19 protein-coding genes are annotated in these 18475 nt (G+C 62.3%); 12 read left to right on the forward strand and 7 right to left on the reverse strand.

Annotated elements, in window-relative coordinates; translation table 11 throughout:
• Positions 1-16: 16 nt before the first annotated feature.
• From thiS to slmA, 3 genes are all read left to right on the forward strand, one after another.
• On the forward strand, positions 17-217 hold the full coding sequence (thiS, locus tag N6L25_RS07110) for a sulfur carrier protein ThiS (protein ID WP_271979300.1): 201 nt from the start codon (positions 17-19) through the stop codon (positions 215-217).
• A 101-nt stretch (positions 218-318) separates the two neighbouring features.
• Positions 319-1128 (forward strand): thiazole synthase, encoded by an 810-nt coding sequence (locus tag N6L25_RS07115; protein WP_271979104.1) that lies wholly within the window; start codon positions 319-321, stop codon positions 1126-1128.
• A gap of 49 nt (positions 1129-1177) precedes the next feature.
• Positions 1178-1768, forward strand: coding sequence for a nucleoid occlusion factor SlmA (gene slmA, locus N6L25_RS07120; RefSeq protein WP_271979105.1), 591 nt, complete (start codon positions 1178-1180; stop codon positions 1766-1768).
• A 22-nt stretch (positions 1769-1790) separates the two neighbouring features.
• Here the strand turns inward: slmA and N6L25_RS07125 are convergent, their stop codons facing one another.
• Entirely contained in the window at positions 1791-2600 is an 810-nt protein-coding gene (locus N6L25_RS07125) for an inositol monophosphatase family protein (protein ID WP_271979106.1), read from the reverse strand.
• Positions 2601-2939: 339 nt separating this feature from the next.
• Between N6L25_RS07125 and N6L25_RS07130 the strand changes: the two genes are divergently transcribed.
• From N6L25_RS07130 to N6L25_RS07145, 4 genes are all read left to right on the forward strand, one after another.
• On the forward strand, positions 2940-3296 hold the full coding sequence (locus N6L25_RS07130; protein ID WP_271979107.1) for a hypothetical protein: 357 nt from the start codon (positions 2940-2942) through the stop codon (positions 3294-3296).
• A gap of 179 nt (positions 3297-3475) precedes the next feature.
• Entirely contained in the window at positions 3476-4423 is a 948-nt protein-coding gene (locus tag N6L25_RS07135) for a hypothetical protein (RefSeq protein WP_271979108.1), read from the forward strand.
• 19 nt (positions 4424-4442) lie between these two features.
• On the forward strand, positions 4443-4976 hold the full coding sequence (locus tag N6L25_RS07140; protein WP_271979109.1) for a GTP-binding protein: 534 nt from the start codon (positions 4443-4445) through the stop codon (positions 4974-4976).
• A gap of 17 nt (positions 4977-4993) precedes the next feature.
• A complete protein-coding gene (locus N6L25_RS07145; protein WP_271979110.1) occupies positions 4994-5383 on the forward strand; it encodes a roadblock/LC7 domain-containing protein in 390 nt (129 codons plus the stop codon).
• Between the two features lie 58 nt (positions 5384-5441).
• Here the strand turns inward: N6L25_RS07145 and N6L25_RS07150 are convergent, their stop codons facing one another.
• From N6L25_RS07150 to N6L25_RS07170, 5 genes are all read right to left on the reverse strand, one after another.
• Complete coding sequence (locus tag N6L25_RS07150) at positions 5442-6740, reverse strand: pyridoxal phosphate-dependent aminotransferase (protein WP_271979111.1); 1299 nt, start codon at positions 6738-6740, stop codon at positions 5442-5444.
• A gap of 118 nt (positions 6741-6858) precedes the next feature.
• The gene (locus N6L25_RS07155; protein ID WP_271979112.1) at positions 6859-8175 is read right to left on the reverse strand and encodes a substrate-binding domain-containing protein; all 1317 of its coding nucleotides are present in this window, start codon (positions 8173-8175) and stop codon (positions 6859-6861) included.
• 124 nt (positions 8176-8299) lie between these two features.
• Positions 8300-8623, reverse strand: coding sequence for a DUF3301 domain-containing protein (locus N6L25_RS07160; RefSeq protein ID WP_271979113.1), 324 nt, complete (start codon positions 8621-8623; stop codon positions 8300-8302).
• Between the two features lie 140 nt (positions 8624-8763).
• Positions 8764-11829 carry an efflux RND transporter permease subunit gene (locus tag N6L25_RS07165; RefSeq protein WP_271979114.1) on the reverse strand — a complete coding sequence of 1022 codons (3066 nt, stop codon included), beginning with the start codon at positions 11827-11829 and terminating at the stop codon, positions 8764-8766.
• Positions 11829-12938: an efflux RND transporter periplasmic adaptor subunit gene (locus N6L25_RS07170; protein ID WP_271979115.1), complete on the reverse strand. Its 1110-nt coding sequence runs from the start codon at positions 12936-12938 to the stop codon at positions 11829-11831. Before N6L25_RS07170 ends, N6L25_RS07165 begins: the two co-directional genes overlap by 1 nt.
• A gap of 237 nt (positions 12939-13175) precedes the next feature.
• Between N6L25_RS07170 and N6L25_RS07175 the strand changes: the two genes are divergently transcribed.
• Positions 13176-13724, forward strand: a complete 549-nt coding sequence (locus N6L25_RS07175) for a DnaJ domain-containing protein (protein WP_271979116.1) — start codon at positions 13176-13178, stop codon at positions 13722-13724.
• Between the two features lie 11 nt (positions 13725-13735).
• Here the strand turns inward: N6L25_RS07175 and N6L25_RS07180 are convergent, their stop codons facing one another.
• On the reverse strand, positions 13736-14509 hold the full coding sequence (locus tag N6L25_RS07180; RefSeq protein ID WP_271979117.1) for a secretin: 774 nt from the start codon (positions 14507-14509) through the stop codon (positions 13736-13738).
• 405 nt (positions 14510-14914) lie between these two features.
• Here N6L25_RS07180 and N6L25_RS07185 point away from each other — a divergent pair, with 405 nt between their 5' ends.
• The 4 genes from N6L25_RS07185 (at position 14915) to N6L25_RS07200 (ending at position 18390) form a co-directional block, all read left to right on the forward strand.
• The gene (locus N6L25_RS07185; protein WP_271979301.1) at positions 14915-15955 is read left to right on the forward strand and encodes a 3-deoxy-7-phosphoheptulonate synthase; all 1041 of its coding nucleotides are present in this window, start codon (positions 14915-14917) and stop codon (positions 15953-15955) included.
• A 268-nt stretch (positions 15956-16223) separates the two neighbouring features.
• Positions 16224-16535 (forward strand): heavy-metal-associated domain-containing protein, encoded by a 312-nt coding sequence (locus N6L25_RS07190; protein WP_271979118.1) that lies wholly within the window; start codon positions 16224-16226, stop codon positions 16533-16535.
• The gene (locus N6L25_RS07195; RefSeq protein ID WP_271979119.1) at positions 16525-17442 is read left to right on the forward strand and encodes a transporter; all 918 of its coding nucleotides are present in this window, start codon (positions 16525-16527) and stop codon (positions 17440-17442) included. Before N6L25_RS07190 ends, N6L25_RS07195 begins: the two co-directional genes overlap by 11 nt.
• Positions 17443-17457: 15 nt before the next feature.
• Complete coding sequence (locus N6L25_RS07200) at positions 17458-18390, forward strand: 6-bladed beta-propeller (protein ID WP_271979121.1); 933 nt, start codon at positions 17458-17460, stop codon at positions 18388-18390.
• The last annotated feature ends 85 nt before the right edge of the window (positions 18391-18475 follow it).

Genomic DNA, 18475 nt, shown 5'->3' on the forward strand with positions numbered 1-18475 from the left:
ATAGAGTGTCCGAATGATGAATATTCACGTAAACGGCGACGCCATGGAACTGGCCGAGCCGGCGACCATCGCCACCCTGCTGGAGCGCCTGGCGCTGCAGGGCAAGCGGTTGGCGGTGGAAGTCAACGAAGAGATCGTGCCCCGCAGCCAGCACGGTGACTACCGGCTCAGTGCCGGTGACCGGGTGGAAGTGGTGCACGCCATCGGCGGCGGTTGACCGCGGCCGCCCAACCTTTTACCGATGCCCGGCAGAGCGGTTAAACGCAGCGCTCAGCGCCCTGCCGAGGGTCCCCGTCCAACGATCTAATCAGGTGTACCATGACCAACGTTGCCGCCCCATCTTTGCCCGAAGACAAACCGCTGGTACTCGCCGGCCGGACCTATCAGTCCCGGCTGCTGGTGGGCACCGGCAAGTACCGTGACCTGGCCGAATCCGCGCAGGCCATAGAGACCAGCGGGGCGGAAATCGTCACCGTGGCAGTTCGCCGCACCAACCTTGGCCAGAACCCGGATGAGCCCAACCTGCTGGATGTGATCTCGCCGGAGCGCTACACCATCCTGCCCAACACCGCCGGCTGTTACACCGCCAAGGATGCCGTGCGCACCTGCCGACTGGCGCGGGAACTGCTTGATGGCCACAACCTGGTCAAGCTGGAGGTGCTGGGGGAGGAAAAGACCCTGTACCCGAACATGACCGAAACCCTGGTGGCGGCGGAAGAACTGATCAAGGACGGTTTCCAGATCATGGTGTACTGCTCCGACGATCCGCTGCTGGCGAAACGGCTGGAAGAGATGGGCTGTATCGCCATCATGCCGCTTGGCGCCCCCATTGGCTCCGGTCTGGGCATCCAGAACCGCTACAACATCCGCCTGATCGTCGAGAATGCCCGGGTGCCGGTGCTGGTGGATGCCGGCGTGGGCACCGCCTCCGACGCTACCATCGCCATGGAGCTGGGCTGTGATGGTGTGCTGATGAACACCGCAATTGCCCAGGCCAGGGATCCGATCCGTATGGCCAACGCCATGCGCCTGGCCATCGAATCCGGCCGCGAGGCCTGGCTGGCGGGGCGGATGCCCAAGAAGCTCTACGCCAGTGCCTCGTCGCCGCTGGATGGCACCTTTTTCTGAGCCCATCCAACCCTTTTGACCGCTCTGACCCTGGACACGCTGTATCGCCATGACAGAAAAACAACAAAGCCGTCAGGAAGTCATCCTGCAAGCCCTGGCCAGTCTGCTGGAAACCGACCCCGGCGCCCGCATCACCACGGCGGGCCTGGCCCGTACCGTTGGCGTGACTGAGGCGGCGCTCTATCGCCACTTTCCCAGCAAGCGCAAGATGTTCGAGGGTCTCATTGAGTTCGCCGAGGACACGGTGTTCTCCCGCTGCCAGCTGATCCTGCAGGAGCAAAGCGAGGCCCCGATCCGGTTGCGCCAGCTGGTGCACCTGTTGCTGGTGTTCGCCGAGCGCAACCCGGGGCTGACCCGGGTGCTGACCGGCGATGCCCTGATGGGTGAGGACGAGGCCTTGCGCCGGCGCGCCTCCCAGTTCTTCGAACGGCTGGAAACCCAGATCCGTCAGGTCATCAAGGAGGGCGAGATTCGCCAGGGCCTGCGGCCCAATGGCAGCGCCACCCGCGCCGCCGACTGGGTGTTGGTGTTTGTCGAGGGCCGGCTGCAGCGCTTCGTGCGGTCGTCCTTCGAGCGTCAGCCCACGGCCCACTTCGACGCTGCCTGGCCGGTGCTGGTGGACGGCGTCTGGCAGGGCTGAGGCCGTCCCGCGCCGGTGACGATCAGTCCGCCTCGGCGCCCGCCTGCATCAGCAGCGCCCGCACCGTCTCGAACAGCGCCGGTGCCGAGATCAGAATGTCCTGCCCCCACAAATCCTCCGGGTAGCCCGCCGGCACGGTGCCAAAGTGCCCGGCCCGCGCGCCCGCTTCTTTCGCAATCAGCCGGGCCGCGGCAAAGTCCCAGGGGCTAACGGTTTCGTAGTACACATCCAGCCGGCCACAGGCCACCCAGCAAATATCCAGCGCCGCCGAACCGATCCGGCGCAGGTCCCGACAGTGGTGAATCATCGCGTCCAGCCGCCGTACCAGCGGTGCCAGAGTATCCTTGGTGTAGGGGAAACCGGTGGCAAACAGCGCTTCCCGCGGCACCGCGCAGCCGCTGTGTTGAATCGGCGCACCATTGAGCGTGGCTCCCGCGCCTTTGGTGGCGCGAAAGGTCTCGCCGGAAAACGGCGCATGCACCACCCCAGCCTGCACCTGGCCTTTCTCGGCAAAGGCGATGGATACCGCCACCTGGGGGTGGCCGTAGGCGTAGTTCACCGTGCCGTCGATGGGATCGACTATCCACAATGGCGTGTCCAGCTCCTCGGCCTGACGCAGATCGGGCATGGACTCCTCGGAGAGAATACGGTGCCCGGGAAAGCGCTGGCGGATGGCGTCGGTGATGAACTTGTCCGCCAGCAGATCGGCGTGGGTGACCAGCTCGGTCTGCTTCTTGTAATCGGTACGGAGGGTATTTTCCTCCCGCTCGCGGCGGATCAGGTCGCCGGCGTCCCGGGCGAGTTGCTCAGCGAAATCGGTAATAGCAGACAAGGCGCCTTCCTCAAGTGGATCAGGGAAGCGAGTATGGAACCATTCCTGGAGGGTCGGGACAAGGGGTCTACTGGTCCGGTGTTGAGAACGATAGGGACTGAGTGCCTGTGGTTTTGGGACACTTCCACGTTTAGTTACAGTTTTGTCAGCGAATGTATCAAAGCTTATTACACTCGGATACAGCAATGTCATTGCGCCCGAATTGGGCTGGATATAATTTTAAATCAATGACTAAGGTGGTGGTCAGGCAGTATTCAACTTTAGTCGCAGTGTATGGATAAAAACTTGCATATCAAAATAATTCAATAACCAAATAATTGTTCCGAGGTAAATTTAAAAATGGCCGATATTTCAGGGTTGAAGGAAATCACAGGAATTGTGGGTGCCTGTCTGGTGGACAGTGACTCGGGTCTTGTTCTGGGTAAGCAAGGGGGCGGTGAGTTTGATCTGGATACCGCGGCGGCAGGCAATACCGAAGTGATCCGGGCCAAGCGCAAGACCATGAAAGCATTGGGTATTGATGGGGGGATCGAAGACATCCTGATCACCCTGGACGACCAATACCACCTGATTCGGATGCTGGACAGTAACGAGGCCATCTTCCTCTACGTGGTACTGGACAAAGCCAGTGGCAACTTGGGCATGGCCCGCATGGTGCTCAAGAAAGTCGAAAAAGGCCTGGATCTTGCCATTTAAGACCTCCGGTTTTTACTGACCGTTATATATGCCGCCCATTTGGGCGGCATATATGTCTGTTTAATGACATTCATTTTGTCGTGTATTGCCGGTTTCTTATATTGAGCGGTCCCCAGAGTAATGGCGGATTATATATAAGGCCTTGGCAATTGGCTCAGGATGAGTTGGGGAACCTCGAAGTGAAAAACCTTTCCAGTATCGGGCTCTCTCCGAAGGACGAAACGGTTCTCAAGGCACTGACAGATCTGTTGGGGGCCAGGACTCGCGAAGACTGGGTGTACTCAGCGCCGGAAGCGGCAGATGTGGTGCTGCTGGATACCGACAACCCGGAAGCGGTGACGGCCTGGAAGCAAACCGGCCAGGATGACCGCTGTACCACCATTGCCTATTCTGCCAGCTCCCCGGACCTTCCCTTGAACCGGCGGCTGAACAAACCGCTGCGAGCCGCCGATCTGATTGCCATACTCAATGGGCTGTCGGATCCGGTTCTCGCTGGCGGGCATGCCCAGGGCGACAGAACCGTAGCCACCTTGGCTGACGCCACGACGGGGTCCGTGGCGCAGCAAGTGTCGGATTGCGCCAGTGGTTACCTGAAGATCAGTGCCGGCACCGATTACGTGGTGTTCAACCGCTCGAATGATACCTGTACGACCGCCGCTGCCGCAGCCAATCTACCAGGGCTGTTTGCCCTTCCCGCCGCGGAGCTGATCATCGAGTCCAGCGCCGAGGCCTTTGTCGAGGTCGCCAGCGGGCACGAGTGGCGCAATGCCCAGTCGTTGTTGTGGTGGGTTGGCCTGCATGGCTCCGAGGGTCGGCTGTTGCAACATCTGGACCCGTCCAGCAACTTCAAGCTGGTGCGTTGGCCGCCGCCGGCCCTGATCAAGAGTTCCCAGCAGTATTTCAATCTGTGTGCTTTGTTGAGCCGCAAATCCGGGATCACGGTTGCGGACATTCAGGCGTTGACCCGATTGCCCGAAGGCGAGGTGGTGGCGTTCCTCAATGCCGCCGCGCTGTTCGGAATTCTCAGGACGCGGTTGGCGGCGAGCGAGCCGGTCGCGGTGGTCCGGGAGAGGCCCGCGGCCAACAAGAGCCTGTTTGAAAAAATTCGATCCCGCCTAAAAAAATGACGTCAATGCGAGGCTGCCAGTGTCGGAAATAAAACTCATCATTACCGGTCCACCGGGTGCGGGCAAAACCACAGCCATCGCTGCCATCAGCGAAACGCCCCCGGTCAAGACCGATACCGCCACCACCGATGACCTGGCCGCGGTCAAGGAGGTCACCACGGTGGCGATGGATTTCGGCGAAATCACCCTGGACGACGGTCAGAAGGTCTTTATCTATGGCACCCCGGGGCAACGTCGTTTTGAGTTTATGTGGAATATCCTGGTGGAAGGCGGGCTGGGGCTCATCATTCTGGTGGACTGCAGTCGGGAAGATCCCCTCGCCGACCTCGACATGTACCTGGAAAACTTCGCCGACTTTATTGAGCGTACCAGTGTGGTGATCGGTGTTACTCGGCGGGACCTGAGCGAGACGCCCTCCCTGGACGAGGTCTACCAACGCCTGGAAGGCTGGGGGCGGGTGTTCCCGGCGATGGAAGTGGACGTGCGGGACGCCGAAGATGTCAGCCTGCTGGTGACCGCCTTGATTTCCTCCCTTGAATTTACAACGGCATGATCAGGAATGCAGAACCCATGAACCAAGTAAAAATCACTGAAGGTGGCCAGCGTTTTTGCGAAGACGTATTTGACACCATGATGGCGAAGAGCGCCGCGGTCTATGGCGTGCTGATATCCACGGTGGACGGGCACGACGTGATCAATCGTTTCAAGCGGGACCTGCCCAGTGCCAAGCTGGCGGCAATGATGAGTTCCATGCTGGCGCTGGGCGAAACCATCGCCCGGGAAGCCAAGCAGGAGCAGTGCCAGTTCGTCATTGTGGAAAACAGCGACGGCTACATCCTGACCCTGAAACTGAAGGACAAACTGGTGCTCAGTGTGATTGCCTCCACCGACGCCAACCTGGGTATTCTGCATAACATCAGCCGCACCGCGGCGGAGAAGCTGGCCAAGTGTTTGAAGTAGGCCGAGCCTGGCGCACCCGGCAGTGAGCCGCAGGTGCCCTCTGTGATGCTGGGCGGGCCTACAACTGCCCCAGCCACCCCTCCATCTTGTCCATCGCCAGCACCAGGCGCGGGCAGGCCTGCCGGACGAAGTCGTCGCCCAGAGGCTGGTTGGCGTAGTCGCCGCCGGCCAGTTCCAGGGCGCCGGCGCCATCGAAATCCACAAATGCCAGCCTGGCGCCCAGGTGGTCCGGCACGAAACCGAAGTCGCTGGCCGGCAGGATGGCCACGCCGGTGCTCTCCAGCAGCGCCTGGCACAGCGCCTGGCTGGTGATGATGTCGTGGCGGGCCAGGGCGTCGCGGAAGTTGTCGAAGTTGGGGAACAGGTAGAAGGCCCCTTCCGGTTTCTGCACGATGGCCCCCATCTCGCTCAGCCGGCGGTGCAGGTATTCCCCCACCACTTTCAAGACCCGGCGTGACTGGGTCAGGTACTCATCCATGTCGTCACCACCGTCGAACGCAGTGATGGCGGCGTACTGGATCGGTGCGCTGGTGGCGGTGTAGGTTTCGCTGGCGATGATCGCCATGGCGTCCTGCAACGGCCGCAGTTCCGCCGGGAAGATGAAGGTGCCCAGGCGCCAGCCGCCGGCGCCCGCCCACTTGCTCAGTCCGGTGCTGATGATGGTGCCTTCCGGGTAATAGCGGGCGATGGATTTGTGCTTGCCCTCGAAGTGAACCTCGCCGTAAATCTCGTCCGACAGCAGGATCAGCTTGTACCGGCGCGCCACGTTGGCGATGGCCAGCAGCTGGTCGTCGGTGTAGGTGCAGCCGGTGGGGTTGGACGGGTAGTTGAGGATCAGGATGCGCGGTCGGGACGGGTCGTCGCGACAGATGATGTCCAGCTCTTCGGCGGTCAGCTGCCAGTTGTTCTCGGCGTGGGTCGGTAGCCAGTACACCGAGCGGCCGATGATCCGCGCCTGGGGGGCGTAAGACACCCAGCTTGGCCGCGGAATCAGCAGGTCGCCGTAGTAGGCCAGCTGCAGGATGAACAGCAGTTCCTTGGAGCCGGGGCCGATCAGCACGTCCTCCCAGCTGCAGCGCATGCGTTCGCCCCGGTTGATGTAACCGGCGATGGACTCCCGCAGCGCCCTGAGGCCTTTGACCGGCAGGTAGTCCTTCTCGTGGGCATGGGCCTGCAAGGCCTTGACCACCCGATCGGGGACCGGGAACGGTGACTGGCCCAGGCCGAGCTTGATGATGTCCCGGCCTTCCTGGCGCAGCTGATTGCTCAGCTCGTTGATGCGCAGGGTGGCCGACGGCTGAATGCCGCGAACGTTCAGGTTGATGGCGTAGTGGTGGTCGCTGCTGTTGATGTCCATGGTCCCGGTCTGCAAGTGAAAGGGGTAAGCCTCACTTGCAGTATAGAAAACCGTTCTCGCCGGGGTTAGTGCAGCGGAATAGGGAATTGCCGAAGGCCTGTGTCCGCTCTGGATCGGCTCAGCGCTTGACCCAGACTTCCACCCGACCATTGCGCTGGGCGCCGCTCTCGCCGCCGGCACTACCCACAGGCATGTAGTGACCATAGCCAGTGTAGGCGGTGACCCTGGAGCCAAGGTTCCGCAGTGCTCGGCTGACCGACATCGCCCGTAACTCGGAAATCATCTGCGCGCGCAGCTCGTTACTTTGCTGGTCGGCAAAACCGATCAGCATCAGGTCAGAGCCTTCCCTGTTTTCCCGCGCCAGGTACTCGCGGATACGCAGCAAGTCCCGGTGGGCCTTGTTGTCGAGCCGGGTGCGGCCCTCGGCGAAACGGAAATTGACTGACAGCCGGCGGTAGTCCCGGGTCAGCGTGCGGAAGGTCTCCGGCACGCTGTGGTCGTGAGCCACATCCATCGCGATGGGGGTTTGCGAGATGAAGCCGGCGGCGGCGACCAGGTCCTGGCCGGCGCTGCTCTGGGCAAACTCGATGAGTTCGTTCACCAGTGTCGGATCGTCATTACGGCTATACAAAAAGAGGCGTCGGGACAGCGGATAGTCTTCGCTGGCCACTGTCAGCTGGGTCGGTTTGAGGGCCGGGGCCTGGCCATCGGACACCGCCAGCAGCTTGCTGTTACGCACCGAGGCCAGGCCGCTGAAGCCGATGGCGGCGGGATCACGGCTGACATCGTCGGACAGCTGGTCGTTGGATTCGTAGCGGAAGGCGGAGCCGTCCAGGGTATAGGTGTTGCCGAGCACCAGGGTCTTGAAGGTGTCCCAGGTGCCGGATTGGTGGTCCCGGGCGTACAGGCGGATCGGGCGATTGGGGCCGCCGAGCTCGGACCAGTTGCGGATCTGCCCGGCGAAAATCCGGCCCAGGGTGTCGATGCTGATGCGATCCAGTGGGTTGGAGGCGTGCACCAGAATGGCCAGGCCGTCGATGGCGATGACGTGTTCGTTGTCGGCGGCCGTCAGGTCTGCCTCGGCGGCCAGGGCATCGATCTCGGCCGGTTTGGCCGGTCGGGACGAGGCCCAGAGGTCAGCCGTACCGTCGTTCAGGGCGCGGAAGCCGGTACTGGAGCCGTGGGCGGCGATCCGCACGGAGACCGGCTTGCTGCCCTGGCTGGCGGTCAGCAGTTGTTCGTTATCCGCCTGGCCTGCCCTGGCGCTCACCTCGCTACCAAAGCGCTGGCCGAGAAAACCGCTCACCAGCATCGGCGCCAGGGTGGCGCCCACGGTGTTGGAGCCGTGCAGCTCGATGTCATTGGCGTGAGTCAGGACGGGCAGGGCAAGGGCGAGCAGGCACAGTGCCCGGAAGTGGCGGACCGCAGACAACATGATAGAGCCTCATAATGACCAGCAAATTTGGGAAACGCGGTCAGAATGCGACAGTTTTATGACAATTCGATGACAGCCGTGTAACAAAGTGTTGCCGGATCAATGGCTTGGGGTGAGGGTGGTGTCAGTGGCTGCTGTCAAAACGGTGGGGTTCCAGCTCCATGTGTTCGATCCGCTGACCCAGCATGATCACCCGGCCCACGTAGCGCTCTTCGCCGGTGGCGGTGAAGTCGAACAGGAATCGCCGCCACACCCGGATGCGGCCCTGGCGGTCGCGCTTGAACCACAGCCCTCGCAGGTACACGGCATCGTCCAGCAACATCACGTCCATCTGCTGGCAATAGCGTTTGGCGGCGGTCAGCACCGAGTCCTTGATGGCCTTGGCCCGCCACCAGTACCAGATGACAAAGCCGAACAGGAACAGCCAGAAGAGAGTGCCGAGGGTCACGTCAGGGTCTCGCAGTGGGTGAGGGAAAGTGATGCAAGCCTACACCGAACCGCCGGGGAAATGCGACTGAAAGGCGAGGGGGACAGGTTCAGGATGGGAGGGGACAGGCTTAAGCCTGTCCCCCTGAGGCTAAAAGGCGATCAGGCCTGGGGTTCCGGTTGGTGCAGCTTCGCCGGGGCCACGTCGTGGTGTTCCCGGGCCAGCAGGATGTACACCGCCGGCAGCACGAACAGGGTGAACAGGGTGCCGATGCCCAGGCCCGCGGTGATGGTGATGCCGATGGCGAAGCGGCTCTGGGCGCCGGCGCCAGAGGCAATCAGCAGCGGCACCATGGCCACGATCAACGCCAGCGAGGTCATGATGATCGGCCGCAGCCGGATCGCCGCCGCCTCGATCACCGCCTGGCGTTTGTTGAGGGCCCGTTCCTGCTGAAGCTGGTTGGCGAACTCGACAATCAGGATGCCGTTCTTCGCCACCACCCCGATCAGCGTGATCAGCCCCACCTGGGTGTAGATGTTGACGGTGGTGAAGCCCAGCACGATGAACGCCATGGCGCCGGCGATGGACATGGGCACCGACACCAGGATGATCAGCGGGTCACGCCAGCTCTCGAACTGCGCCGCCAGCACCAGGTAGATCACCAGCAAGGACAGCAACAGGGTCACCATCAGGGCGCTGCCCTCGGTGGCCAGCTGCCGGCTCTCGCCGGTGTAGTCGAAACTGAAGCCCGGCGGCAGCAGTTCCTCGGCCAGGCCTTCCATGAACGCCATGGCGTCGCCGGAGGTCACCCCGGGCATCACCACGCCCTGCAGGGTCAGCGAGTTGAGCTGGTTGAACTGGGTGCGCTGGGACGGCTCCACGTCGTGGCTGAAGCTGACCACGCTGCCCAGGGGCACCAGGTCGCCGCTGTCGGCGCGGATGTAGTAGGCATCCAGGGCCTCGGCGCTGGCGCGGAAGTCACGCTCCACCTGGGGCACCACCTGATAGGAGCGCTCGTCCATGCTGAACCAGTTGATGTAGCCGCCGCCGAGCATGCTGGACAGCGCCTGGCCGACATCCTGCATCGACAATCCCAGATCCGCGACCCGGTCGCGGTCGACGTGGATGCGGGTGACCGGGCGGTCGAAGTTGATGGACTTCTGCAGGAACATGAAATTGCCACTGGCCATGGCGCGGCCGAGCAGCTCGTTGGCAACGCCGTCGAGGCGATCATAGTCGTCGCCGGTGGTGATCACGAACTGGAACGGCAGGCCGTCGGAGCCGGGCAGGGACGGCACCGGGAACACCGCGGTCTGCAGGCCGGTGACCTTGCCAAGCTCCTGTTGCAGCATCGGCTGCACCTCGAACTGGGAGATCTCCCGTTCACTCCACGGCGCCATCTTGAAGCCGCCGAACACAGCGTTGGGACCGGTGATGCCGAGGATCATGAAGTCTTCCTCGTAACCCGGAATGGTCGCCATCCGCCGTTGCACCTCGTCGCCGTGCTCCTGCAGGTAGTCCAGGTTCGCGGTCTGCGGCCCCAGGCCCTGATAGAACAGGATGCCCTGATCCTCGGTGGGGGCCAGCTCGTTCTGACTCAGCATGAACATGAACACGATGGACACCAGCACCATCGTGGCGAAGAACAGCACCACGGAGATGGTTTCCATGGCTGAGGACAGCGCGCGCCTGTAGCCGTTGGCCAGGCCGGTGAAGACCCGCTCCACCAGCACCTCGAATTTGCCCGGGTTGCCGTGGGGCTTGAGCACCTTGCCGGCCATCATCGGCGACAGGGTCAGCGCCACGATCCCGGAGACGACCACCGTGCCCGCCAGGGTAAAGGCAAACTCGGTAAACAGGGAGCCCACCAGACCGCCCATAAAGCCAATGGGGGCGTACACCGCCACCAGGGTGGTGGTCATGGCGATGATGGGGATGGCCATTTCGCGGGCGCCGTTGAGGGCCGCGTTGAAGCGGGTCTCACCGGATTCGATGTGACGGTGGACATTCTCCACCATGATGATGGCGTCGTCCACCACCAGGCCGATGGCCAGCACCATCGACAGCAGGGTGAGCAGGTTCAGGGAGAAGCCCATCAGCAGCATCAGGAACACACCGCCCACCAGTGACAGCGGTACCGCCACCGACGGCACGATCGCGGCTCGCAGTGAGCCCAGGGTCAGGAACACCACCGCCAGTACGATCAGTAGGGCTTCGACCAGGGTCTGGATCACCTCGTCGATGGAGTCGTCGATGAAGTCCGAGGCGTCATAGGCCAGCCGCACGTCGAGGCCGGACGGCAGCTGCCGCTCGATTTCCGGCAGCATGTCTTTCACCAGCCCGGCCACGGACAGCGGGTTGGCGCCGGGGGACAGCTCGATGGCCACGTAGGTGGCCGGCTGGCCCTTGTACAGCGCCAGCTCATCGTAGGATTCCGAGCCCAGCTCCACTCGGGCGATGTCGCGTAGGCGAATCAGGGTGCCTTGCGACTCCCGGATCACCAGATCCCGGAACTGGTCCGGGTCGGCGACGTCGGTATCGCTGGTCAGCGAGATCTTGGTGTAGTCGCTCTCGGTGTTGCCGACCCCAGCCTGGTAGTTGTTCTTCAGCAGAATGTCGACCACTTCCCGCGGCGTCATGTCCACCGCCGATAGTCGGTCCGGGTCCAGCCACACCCGCAGTGCGAACTTGCGGCCCAGCAGGCCGGCCTGACCCACGCCCGGCAAGGCCTGCAGCTTGGGCTGCACCACCCGCGCCAAGTAATCGGTGATCTGGGGCACCTTGAGTTCCGAACTGTAGAAGGCAATGTACATCAGCGCGGTGGAATCGCCGGTGGTGGAGGTGATCACCGGGTCCTGGGCCGCCGCCGGCAGCACGTTGCGCTGACTGGCCACCTTGGCCTGAATTTCCGCCAGCGCCGCGTTGGCGTCGTAGTTCAGCTCCATCCGGGCCTGAATGGTGGATACACCCTGGGAGCTGGTGGAGGTCAGGTAATCGATGCCGCTGGCCTCGGCAATTGCCTGTTGCAGCGGGTTGGTGATGAAGCCCTTGACCAGGTCAGAGCTGGCCCCCGGATAGGCGGTGGTGACCGTGACCGTGGTGCTCTCCAGTTTCGGATACTGGCGGATTTCCATGTCCAGGGCGGCGCGGGTACCCAGCAACAGGATCAGCAGGCTGACCACTGTCGCCAGCACCGGTCGCTGGACAAAAATGTCGGTGAATCTCATTACTCAGTGGCCTCCGTGGTGGGCTGTTCCGCGGCGGGATCCTGGATCTTGACGTGCTGACCGGCCCGCAGCCGCAGCAGGCCCTTGGACACCACCTGTTCGCCGGCCATCAGGCCGCTCGGCACCGTTACCCGGCCATCCCGCACGGCGCCGGTTTCCACGGTGCGGCGGTTGACCACCAGCTGGTCACCTTCGCTGGCTTCGATCACGAAGACAAAGTCGCCGTAGGTGTTGTAGGAAATCGCGGTCTGCGGCACGGTAATCACCTCCACGTCGTCGGGCTGGCGGGTGTGGATGGTGGCGAACATGCCCGGGCGCAGTTTGCCGGCGGGGTTGTCGATGGTGGCGCGGATGCGCACCGTGCGGGTTTCCGGGTTCACCGAGGTGTTGATGGCGCTGACCCGACCATGGAACACTTCGTTGGGCATGGCGGCCACGGTGACCTCCACGTCATAGCCGGTCTGGACCAGGGGCAGATCCTTCTCCGACAGGGTGTAATCGACGTAGATCGGGTCCAGCATGTTGATCTCGACAATGGCGCTGCCGGTGGCCAGGTACTCGCCCTGGTCTACCATGCGCAGGCCCAGGGTGCCGTCGAACGGCGCCCGGATCACTTTCTTGCTCAGGGTGGCTTCGGCCTCGTTGACCCGGGCCTGGGCGGCGTCGAAATTGGCCTTGGCTTCGTCGTACTGGGATTGTGACACCGCACGTCGGGGCAGCAGGTCGGAAACCCGTTTGAACTCCTGCTCCGCCAGCTGGGCTTCGGCCCGGCGGGTGCGCAGCGCCGCCTCGTCAATGGCGGCATCGAGTCGCAGCAACACGTCTCCGGCGGTCACCGCGTCGCCGGATTCGAAATTGATGACCTCAACCACACCGGGCACTTCGTTGGCGACTTCGATGCCGTTGACCGCCAGCGTGCTGCCCACGGCCTTCTTGGCGGGTGTCCAGCTGTCCAGGCGCGCGGTGGCAGCGGAGATCATCACCGGTGGCTGGGGCTGGGCAAACATCTGCTTCATCTGGCCAAACTGGTAAAACTTGTAGCCAAAAATGCCGCCGAGGACGACACCGAGGAAGAGCAGAACGATCAGAAAGCGGGAGGCGGTGCGCATAATTCAGGTCCTGGATCACAAGTTCCGTAACGGTGGCAGCCCCGGAATGCCGCCACCAGAGAATGATGAATCAAGTAAAAAGTTGAGAATGTGTAGCTTTAGCTTAAACGATAGCATCCTATACAAGCCAGATGGGTGTTGTCACCGGGTTATCTGGGTTAATACTTACGGTAAGTTACCGAAGTAGAATCCTTAGGCTCCTTAAAGTTACCGGCAGAGATATAGGGAACAGCATAAATGCAATGGGTACTTGGGCTGGCCCTGGCCGCCATCGTGTTTGTGGTCCTGAGGCAATGGGGGGCCATGTCGCCGGAGCAGCGCAAGCGGTCCGGCTGGAAACTGTTGCTGGCAGGCTTTGCGATTGTGTTGATCATACTGGTGGTGACCGGCCGTATTCACGTCATCACCGCCGGTATTGCCGCCCTGTTGCCGCTACTGAAGAAATTACCGGCGCTGTTGCGCTATTGGCCGCTGCTGGACCGGTGGGCGAGCCAGCAGCGCCGTGATAGGCCAGGGGGGGAACAACGGAGCGAACGAGAGAGCCATCGGGGCAGCGAGCATAACCAGCAGCAGGGAGGGCGGCACCAGCAGGCAAGTGGTAGCGGGGCCATGTCCTATCGGGAAGCCTGCGAGGTGCTCGGGGTGGCGCCGGACTGCACCGCGGAGGAGGTGGTGGCCGCGCATCGGCGGCTGATACAGAAGCTGCATCCGGATCGCGGGGGCACCGACTACCTGGCGGCCAAGCTCAATGAGGCGAAGACGGTGTTGCTCCGGCAGCGAGGTTAGCCAGAGTCTGCCTAGAGCAGGTCGATGCGAACCTGAAATCGCTGTCCGCCCTGACCATCATTGCCAACCTGATACACGATACCCCGCTCCGAACGCACGGAGCTTTGGCTGCTGCTGCCCAGGTCCACCCAGGTGCCCGGGGCGACCCGGCGAGAGGTCATCACCGCCTCGGTTTGATAACCCGGCTGCTCGCTGACCGGCATGTTGTCGAAGGCCATTACGCTCAGTTCCACCTGTTGCCCCGAGATCACCCGGGGGCTCACCACAAAGCCGCTGCGAATGGGCACCTGTTGATACAGCACCGCAGGGTTGAAGCCGCCCTGCAGCGCCAGCGGCAGCACGCGTACCTGGCCTGAGTGAATATGGGCGGATTGACCATCCAGAATCACCAGGGTCTGTTCCCGTTGGCGACGGGTGGTGGTGGTTCGGCTCTCGGCGCTGACGGTGACGCGGCCATCCTGCACGCTGACACTGCCGCCGCGGTGCACCCCGTTGTCGGTGCCGCCGCTGCGTACGGTGATGCGCAACTGGACCGGGGCGACGTCCATGGTGTCGATGAGCTGGCCGATCTCATCGAGAATCACGGTGTCTGCGCGAATCACCATGCGCTGGCCATGGGCGGTGATGGCTGCCTGGTCGCCGGGATACAGGGTCCGCAGCTGGAGGGCCACGTCCTCGGCGGGGCTATGGTGCAGCTCATAGTTGCGTGTCTCGATTGCCGCCATCGATGGGGAAGCGAGTAGCAGGGCCAGTACGAAGGTCAGCCAGAAACGAACGGTTAGCATGGGCGTGTCCAACCAAAATCAGGGGAATTTGCGCAAATGGGTTGCAATGGGTAAAACCCGGATTATATATTGTTGAGCATGAAGACCTCACACTCGACCTGTCAATTGAATGTTTTGTCAGCCATCTCGGTACCGATGGCTGAGGTCGCTGCTGTGTTTTTCTGGTGGTTTGGTTATGGCTTTTATTTTAGCCAGAGCCCGGGCCGTCCATAAGATCTTCATCGACCGAATAACGAGGAAGGCAGCCCGGCAGGAACCCAGGCTGCCACCGGACTCAACAAGCCCCGACTGGTAGCCCAGCCGGGGCTTTTTTGATTCTGGATTAGGGAAATGGAAACACTGACCATGAACATGCCGTTGAACATCGAAACCATGGAAACCATGGATTCCCGGGAAACCACGGAAATGCCCGCCCGGGCAGGAGCAACCGCCGTCTCGGCCATCGACAAGGAGACCCGCACCATGATCCTGCCCACACCCCAGCAGCTGCGCCACGACATGCCGGTGCCTGCCGTGCTTGGCCAGCAAATTGAGCGGCACCGGCAGAGCGTTCGCCGGGTCCTGTACGGCGACGATCCCCGCACCCTGGTGGTGGTGGGGCCCTGCTCCATTCACGATGAGGTGGCTGCGCTGGAGTACGGCGAAAAACTGGCGGCGCTGGCGGATCAGGTCAGTGACCGATTCCTGATCGTCATGCGCGCCTACCTGGAGAAGCCCCGCACCACGGTCGGCTGGAAGGGGCTGCTGTACGATCCGGCGCGAACCGGAGAGGGCGATCTGCATGAGGGCTTGATCCGCTGTCGCCGGCTGCTGCTGAACCTGGCCGAGCTGGGGCTGCCCCTAGCCACCGAGGCCCTCAGCCCCATGGCCATGGATTACCTGGCGGACCTGGTGAGCTGGAGCGCCATCGGCGCCCGCACCACCGAATCCCAGATCCATCGCGAGCTGGTCAGTGGCTTGCCGATGCCGGTGGGTTTCAAGAACGGCACCGACGGCGGCATGACGGTGGCGATCAATGCCATGACATCGGCGGCCCACGGTCATCATCGCCTGGGCATGACCGACGCCGGTGTACCGGCCATGGTCACCACCGCGGGCAACCCGGATACTCACTTGGTGTTGCGCGGCGGCCGGGGGCTCACCAATTACGACGCCGACAGCATTGCCGAGGCGGTGGCGGCGCTCACCGCCGCCGGTGTCTCCCCGGCGATCATGGTGGACTGCAGCCACGATAACGCCCGCAAGCAGGCCGAACGCCAGCTGGACATCGCCCGGGAGGTGATCGCCCAGAAACGGGCGGGCAACGATCACATTCGTGGCTTGATGCTGGAGAGCTTCCTGCAGCCGGGGCGGCAGGACGACGGCGATGAGCTGGTGTACGGCTGCTCCATTACCGATCCGTGCCTTGGCTGGGCGCAGACCGAGGCGCTGTTGCGTTCGCTGTAACCGTTGTGCCGATGAGCCTGGGCCGAGCCGGGCTGGTTGAATCGGCTCATCGCTGATGGGGAGGGCGTGGTGGGGTTCGCCGGATCGTATCACCCCGTACAGTCGTGTGGCTCGAGAGGGACGTCTTGCTCATCGACGGTGCTAGGCCCTAGGGCTACAAAAGCCTCGTGGCCGGTGACTTGATAGGTATTGACGGGCTAAGGTGCCTTGACTTGGGAGTAGGTGCCAGGTTGTACAATGACACGGTTCATAAGAAAAGGGCGCCGTGATGGTTAAGAAGCTGTCTTTGTCCTTAGCGGCGTTGGCGTTCAGCGTCGTCGCGCTCGCGGTCGACAATCACTACATTCTTGGCGTGGATGGTCTGGCCTGCCCGTTCTGCGCCTTCGGTGTCGAGAAGCGGTTGACCAAAGTTGAGGGCGTCACCGGCATCGAGGTCGAAGTCGCTGATGGTGTGGTACGAGTAACCCTGCAAGAGGGCAAGACGCTCACCGAGGAGCAGGCGCGTCAGGCAGTCGCGGAGGCTGGCTTCACTCTGCGATCATTCTCCGTGGCCAAAACCGGAGCTAACGATGCGCAGTGACGGCTACCCAATGGGTAGGTCACTGCTGGTTAGCGTCTTGCTACTGTCCGGGGGAAACCCGGCGCTGGCCGCTCCCAACACCTCCAACACCGCTCTGCCAGTGGCCGAGGGGCAATACCTGTGGCGCGAGCAACTGGTGCTTCGTGAGCGCTCCGGTGGTGGCACCATGGATCGCGAGGTGTCGATACGGGCACTGGTTAGTGTTCTGGGTTATGGCGTCACGTCAAAGCTCGCCCTGTTCGGGGCAGTGCCTTACTTTTACAACAAGGCGTTAGACGTTACCTCGTCAATGGGCCGGGTTGAGCGTGACACCCGTGGCATGGGCGATGTGTCGGTTTTCGGCCGCTACACGATTCTCCAGGACGACTTCACCGGCGGTACCCTGCGTATAGCACCGGTGTTCGGTGTGACGGCGCCCACCGGCGAAGACAACGACCGCGATTCCCTCGGCGAACTGCCGCGACCGCTGCAGACCGGTGATGGCGCCTGGGATGCCTTTGGCGGCCTGGTGGTCACCTACCAAACCCTGCAGTACCAGCTGGATGCGCAGTTGCTCTACCATGAGAACGGTCGCCACGACGGCTTCGCGCGCGGCGACGAAATGCACTTCGATGCCTCGCTGCAGTATCGGATTTGGCCCCCGCGCATGAACGACCTGGCCGGAACGCCAGATTTCGTCTATGCCCTGTTTGAATCCAACCTCATCCACCGTGAGCGAGATGAAATTGGCGGCGCTACCAGGACTGAATCCGGCGGTACACAGTGGTTGTTGGCACCGGGGCTGCAATACGTCAACCGGCGTTGGATCGTTGAAGGCACGGTGCAGCTGCCCGTGGCGGAAGCCCCGAATGGAGCCGCGATCCAGGACGATTACATCGTGCGGGTGGGATTTCGTCGCAATTTCTAGCATTGGAGGCAGGGGATGGTCAGGTTTGGCCCTTGGCTGGGCTACGGCACCTTAGCTATTCTGGCACTGCTCGTCGTTTTGGCGTGGGCGGGAGGTGCGCTTAACTGGCACCGGGAGCCATCCTATGTACTGGCCCGGCACTGGGGCGAGCAAGGCCACGGCCGGGGTCAATTCAATAACCCCACCGGTATTGCTGTGACGGCCGATGAGGTTTTCGTTGCAGATGCCGGCAACAGCCGTATTCAGGTCTTCGATAAACTGGGTCGGTACAAACGGGGCTTTGGCAGCACGGTGTTGGGTCGTCCAATGAATTTGGCGATCGCCGGCGACAGGCTCTACGTGCCTGACTATTTCAAGGACGTCATCCATGTCTTCACTCTGGATGGTGAATACCGCCGGGCGATTGAGGCAGACGATGGCTTAACCAGTCCTGGCGGTGTTGCGGTGCGCCCCGACGGCACACTGCTGATTGCTGATACCTATGGCCAGCGAGTTGTCCACCTTGACCCTGCTGGCAAACGGCTTGAGAGCTGGAATGGGCGGGGTATCGGCCCAGGGGCGTTCAACTATCCCACCGATGTAGCCGTGGCGCTCGATGGTGGCTTCTACGTGGCTGACGGCTACAACGATAGGGTCCTGCAGTTCAGCCGCGACGGCGAGTTCGTCCACAAATGGGGCGGTCCGTTTGCGATGAACATCCATGGGCCATTCAAGGGGTGGTTTAGCGTCGTGACATCGGTGGCGGTCGGTCCAGACGGGATGGTCTACGTTGCCGACTTTTACAACGACCGCATCCAGAAATTTACCCCGTGGGGGCGTTTCCTCACGGCGTTCGGCACCCTTTCCCAGGGTCCGGCACAATCCCATGTGTCGGTTGCGGTCGATGCCGATCAGACCCTGTGGACAGTGAATTCTGATGCAAGCCGGGTCGAGCGCTGGCGGCCATAAAGCAGGTCGGAAACCGTCATTACCAAACGAAATTCCGATCCACCGTGGCCCGAGCTGGTGCGTTCAGGGACGCTGAAATCTGCAG

Source organism: Marinobacter sp. SS21 (assembly GCF_028369065.1).
In the GTDB taxonomy this organism is placed as follows: Bacteria; Pseudomonadota; Gammaproteobacteria; order Pseudomonadales; family Oleiphilaceae; genus Marinobacter.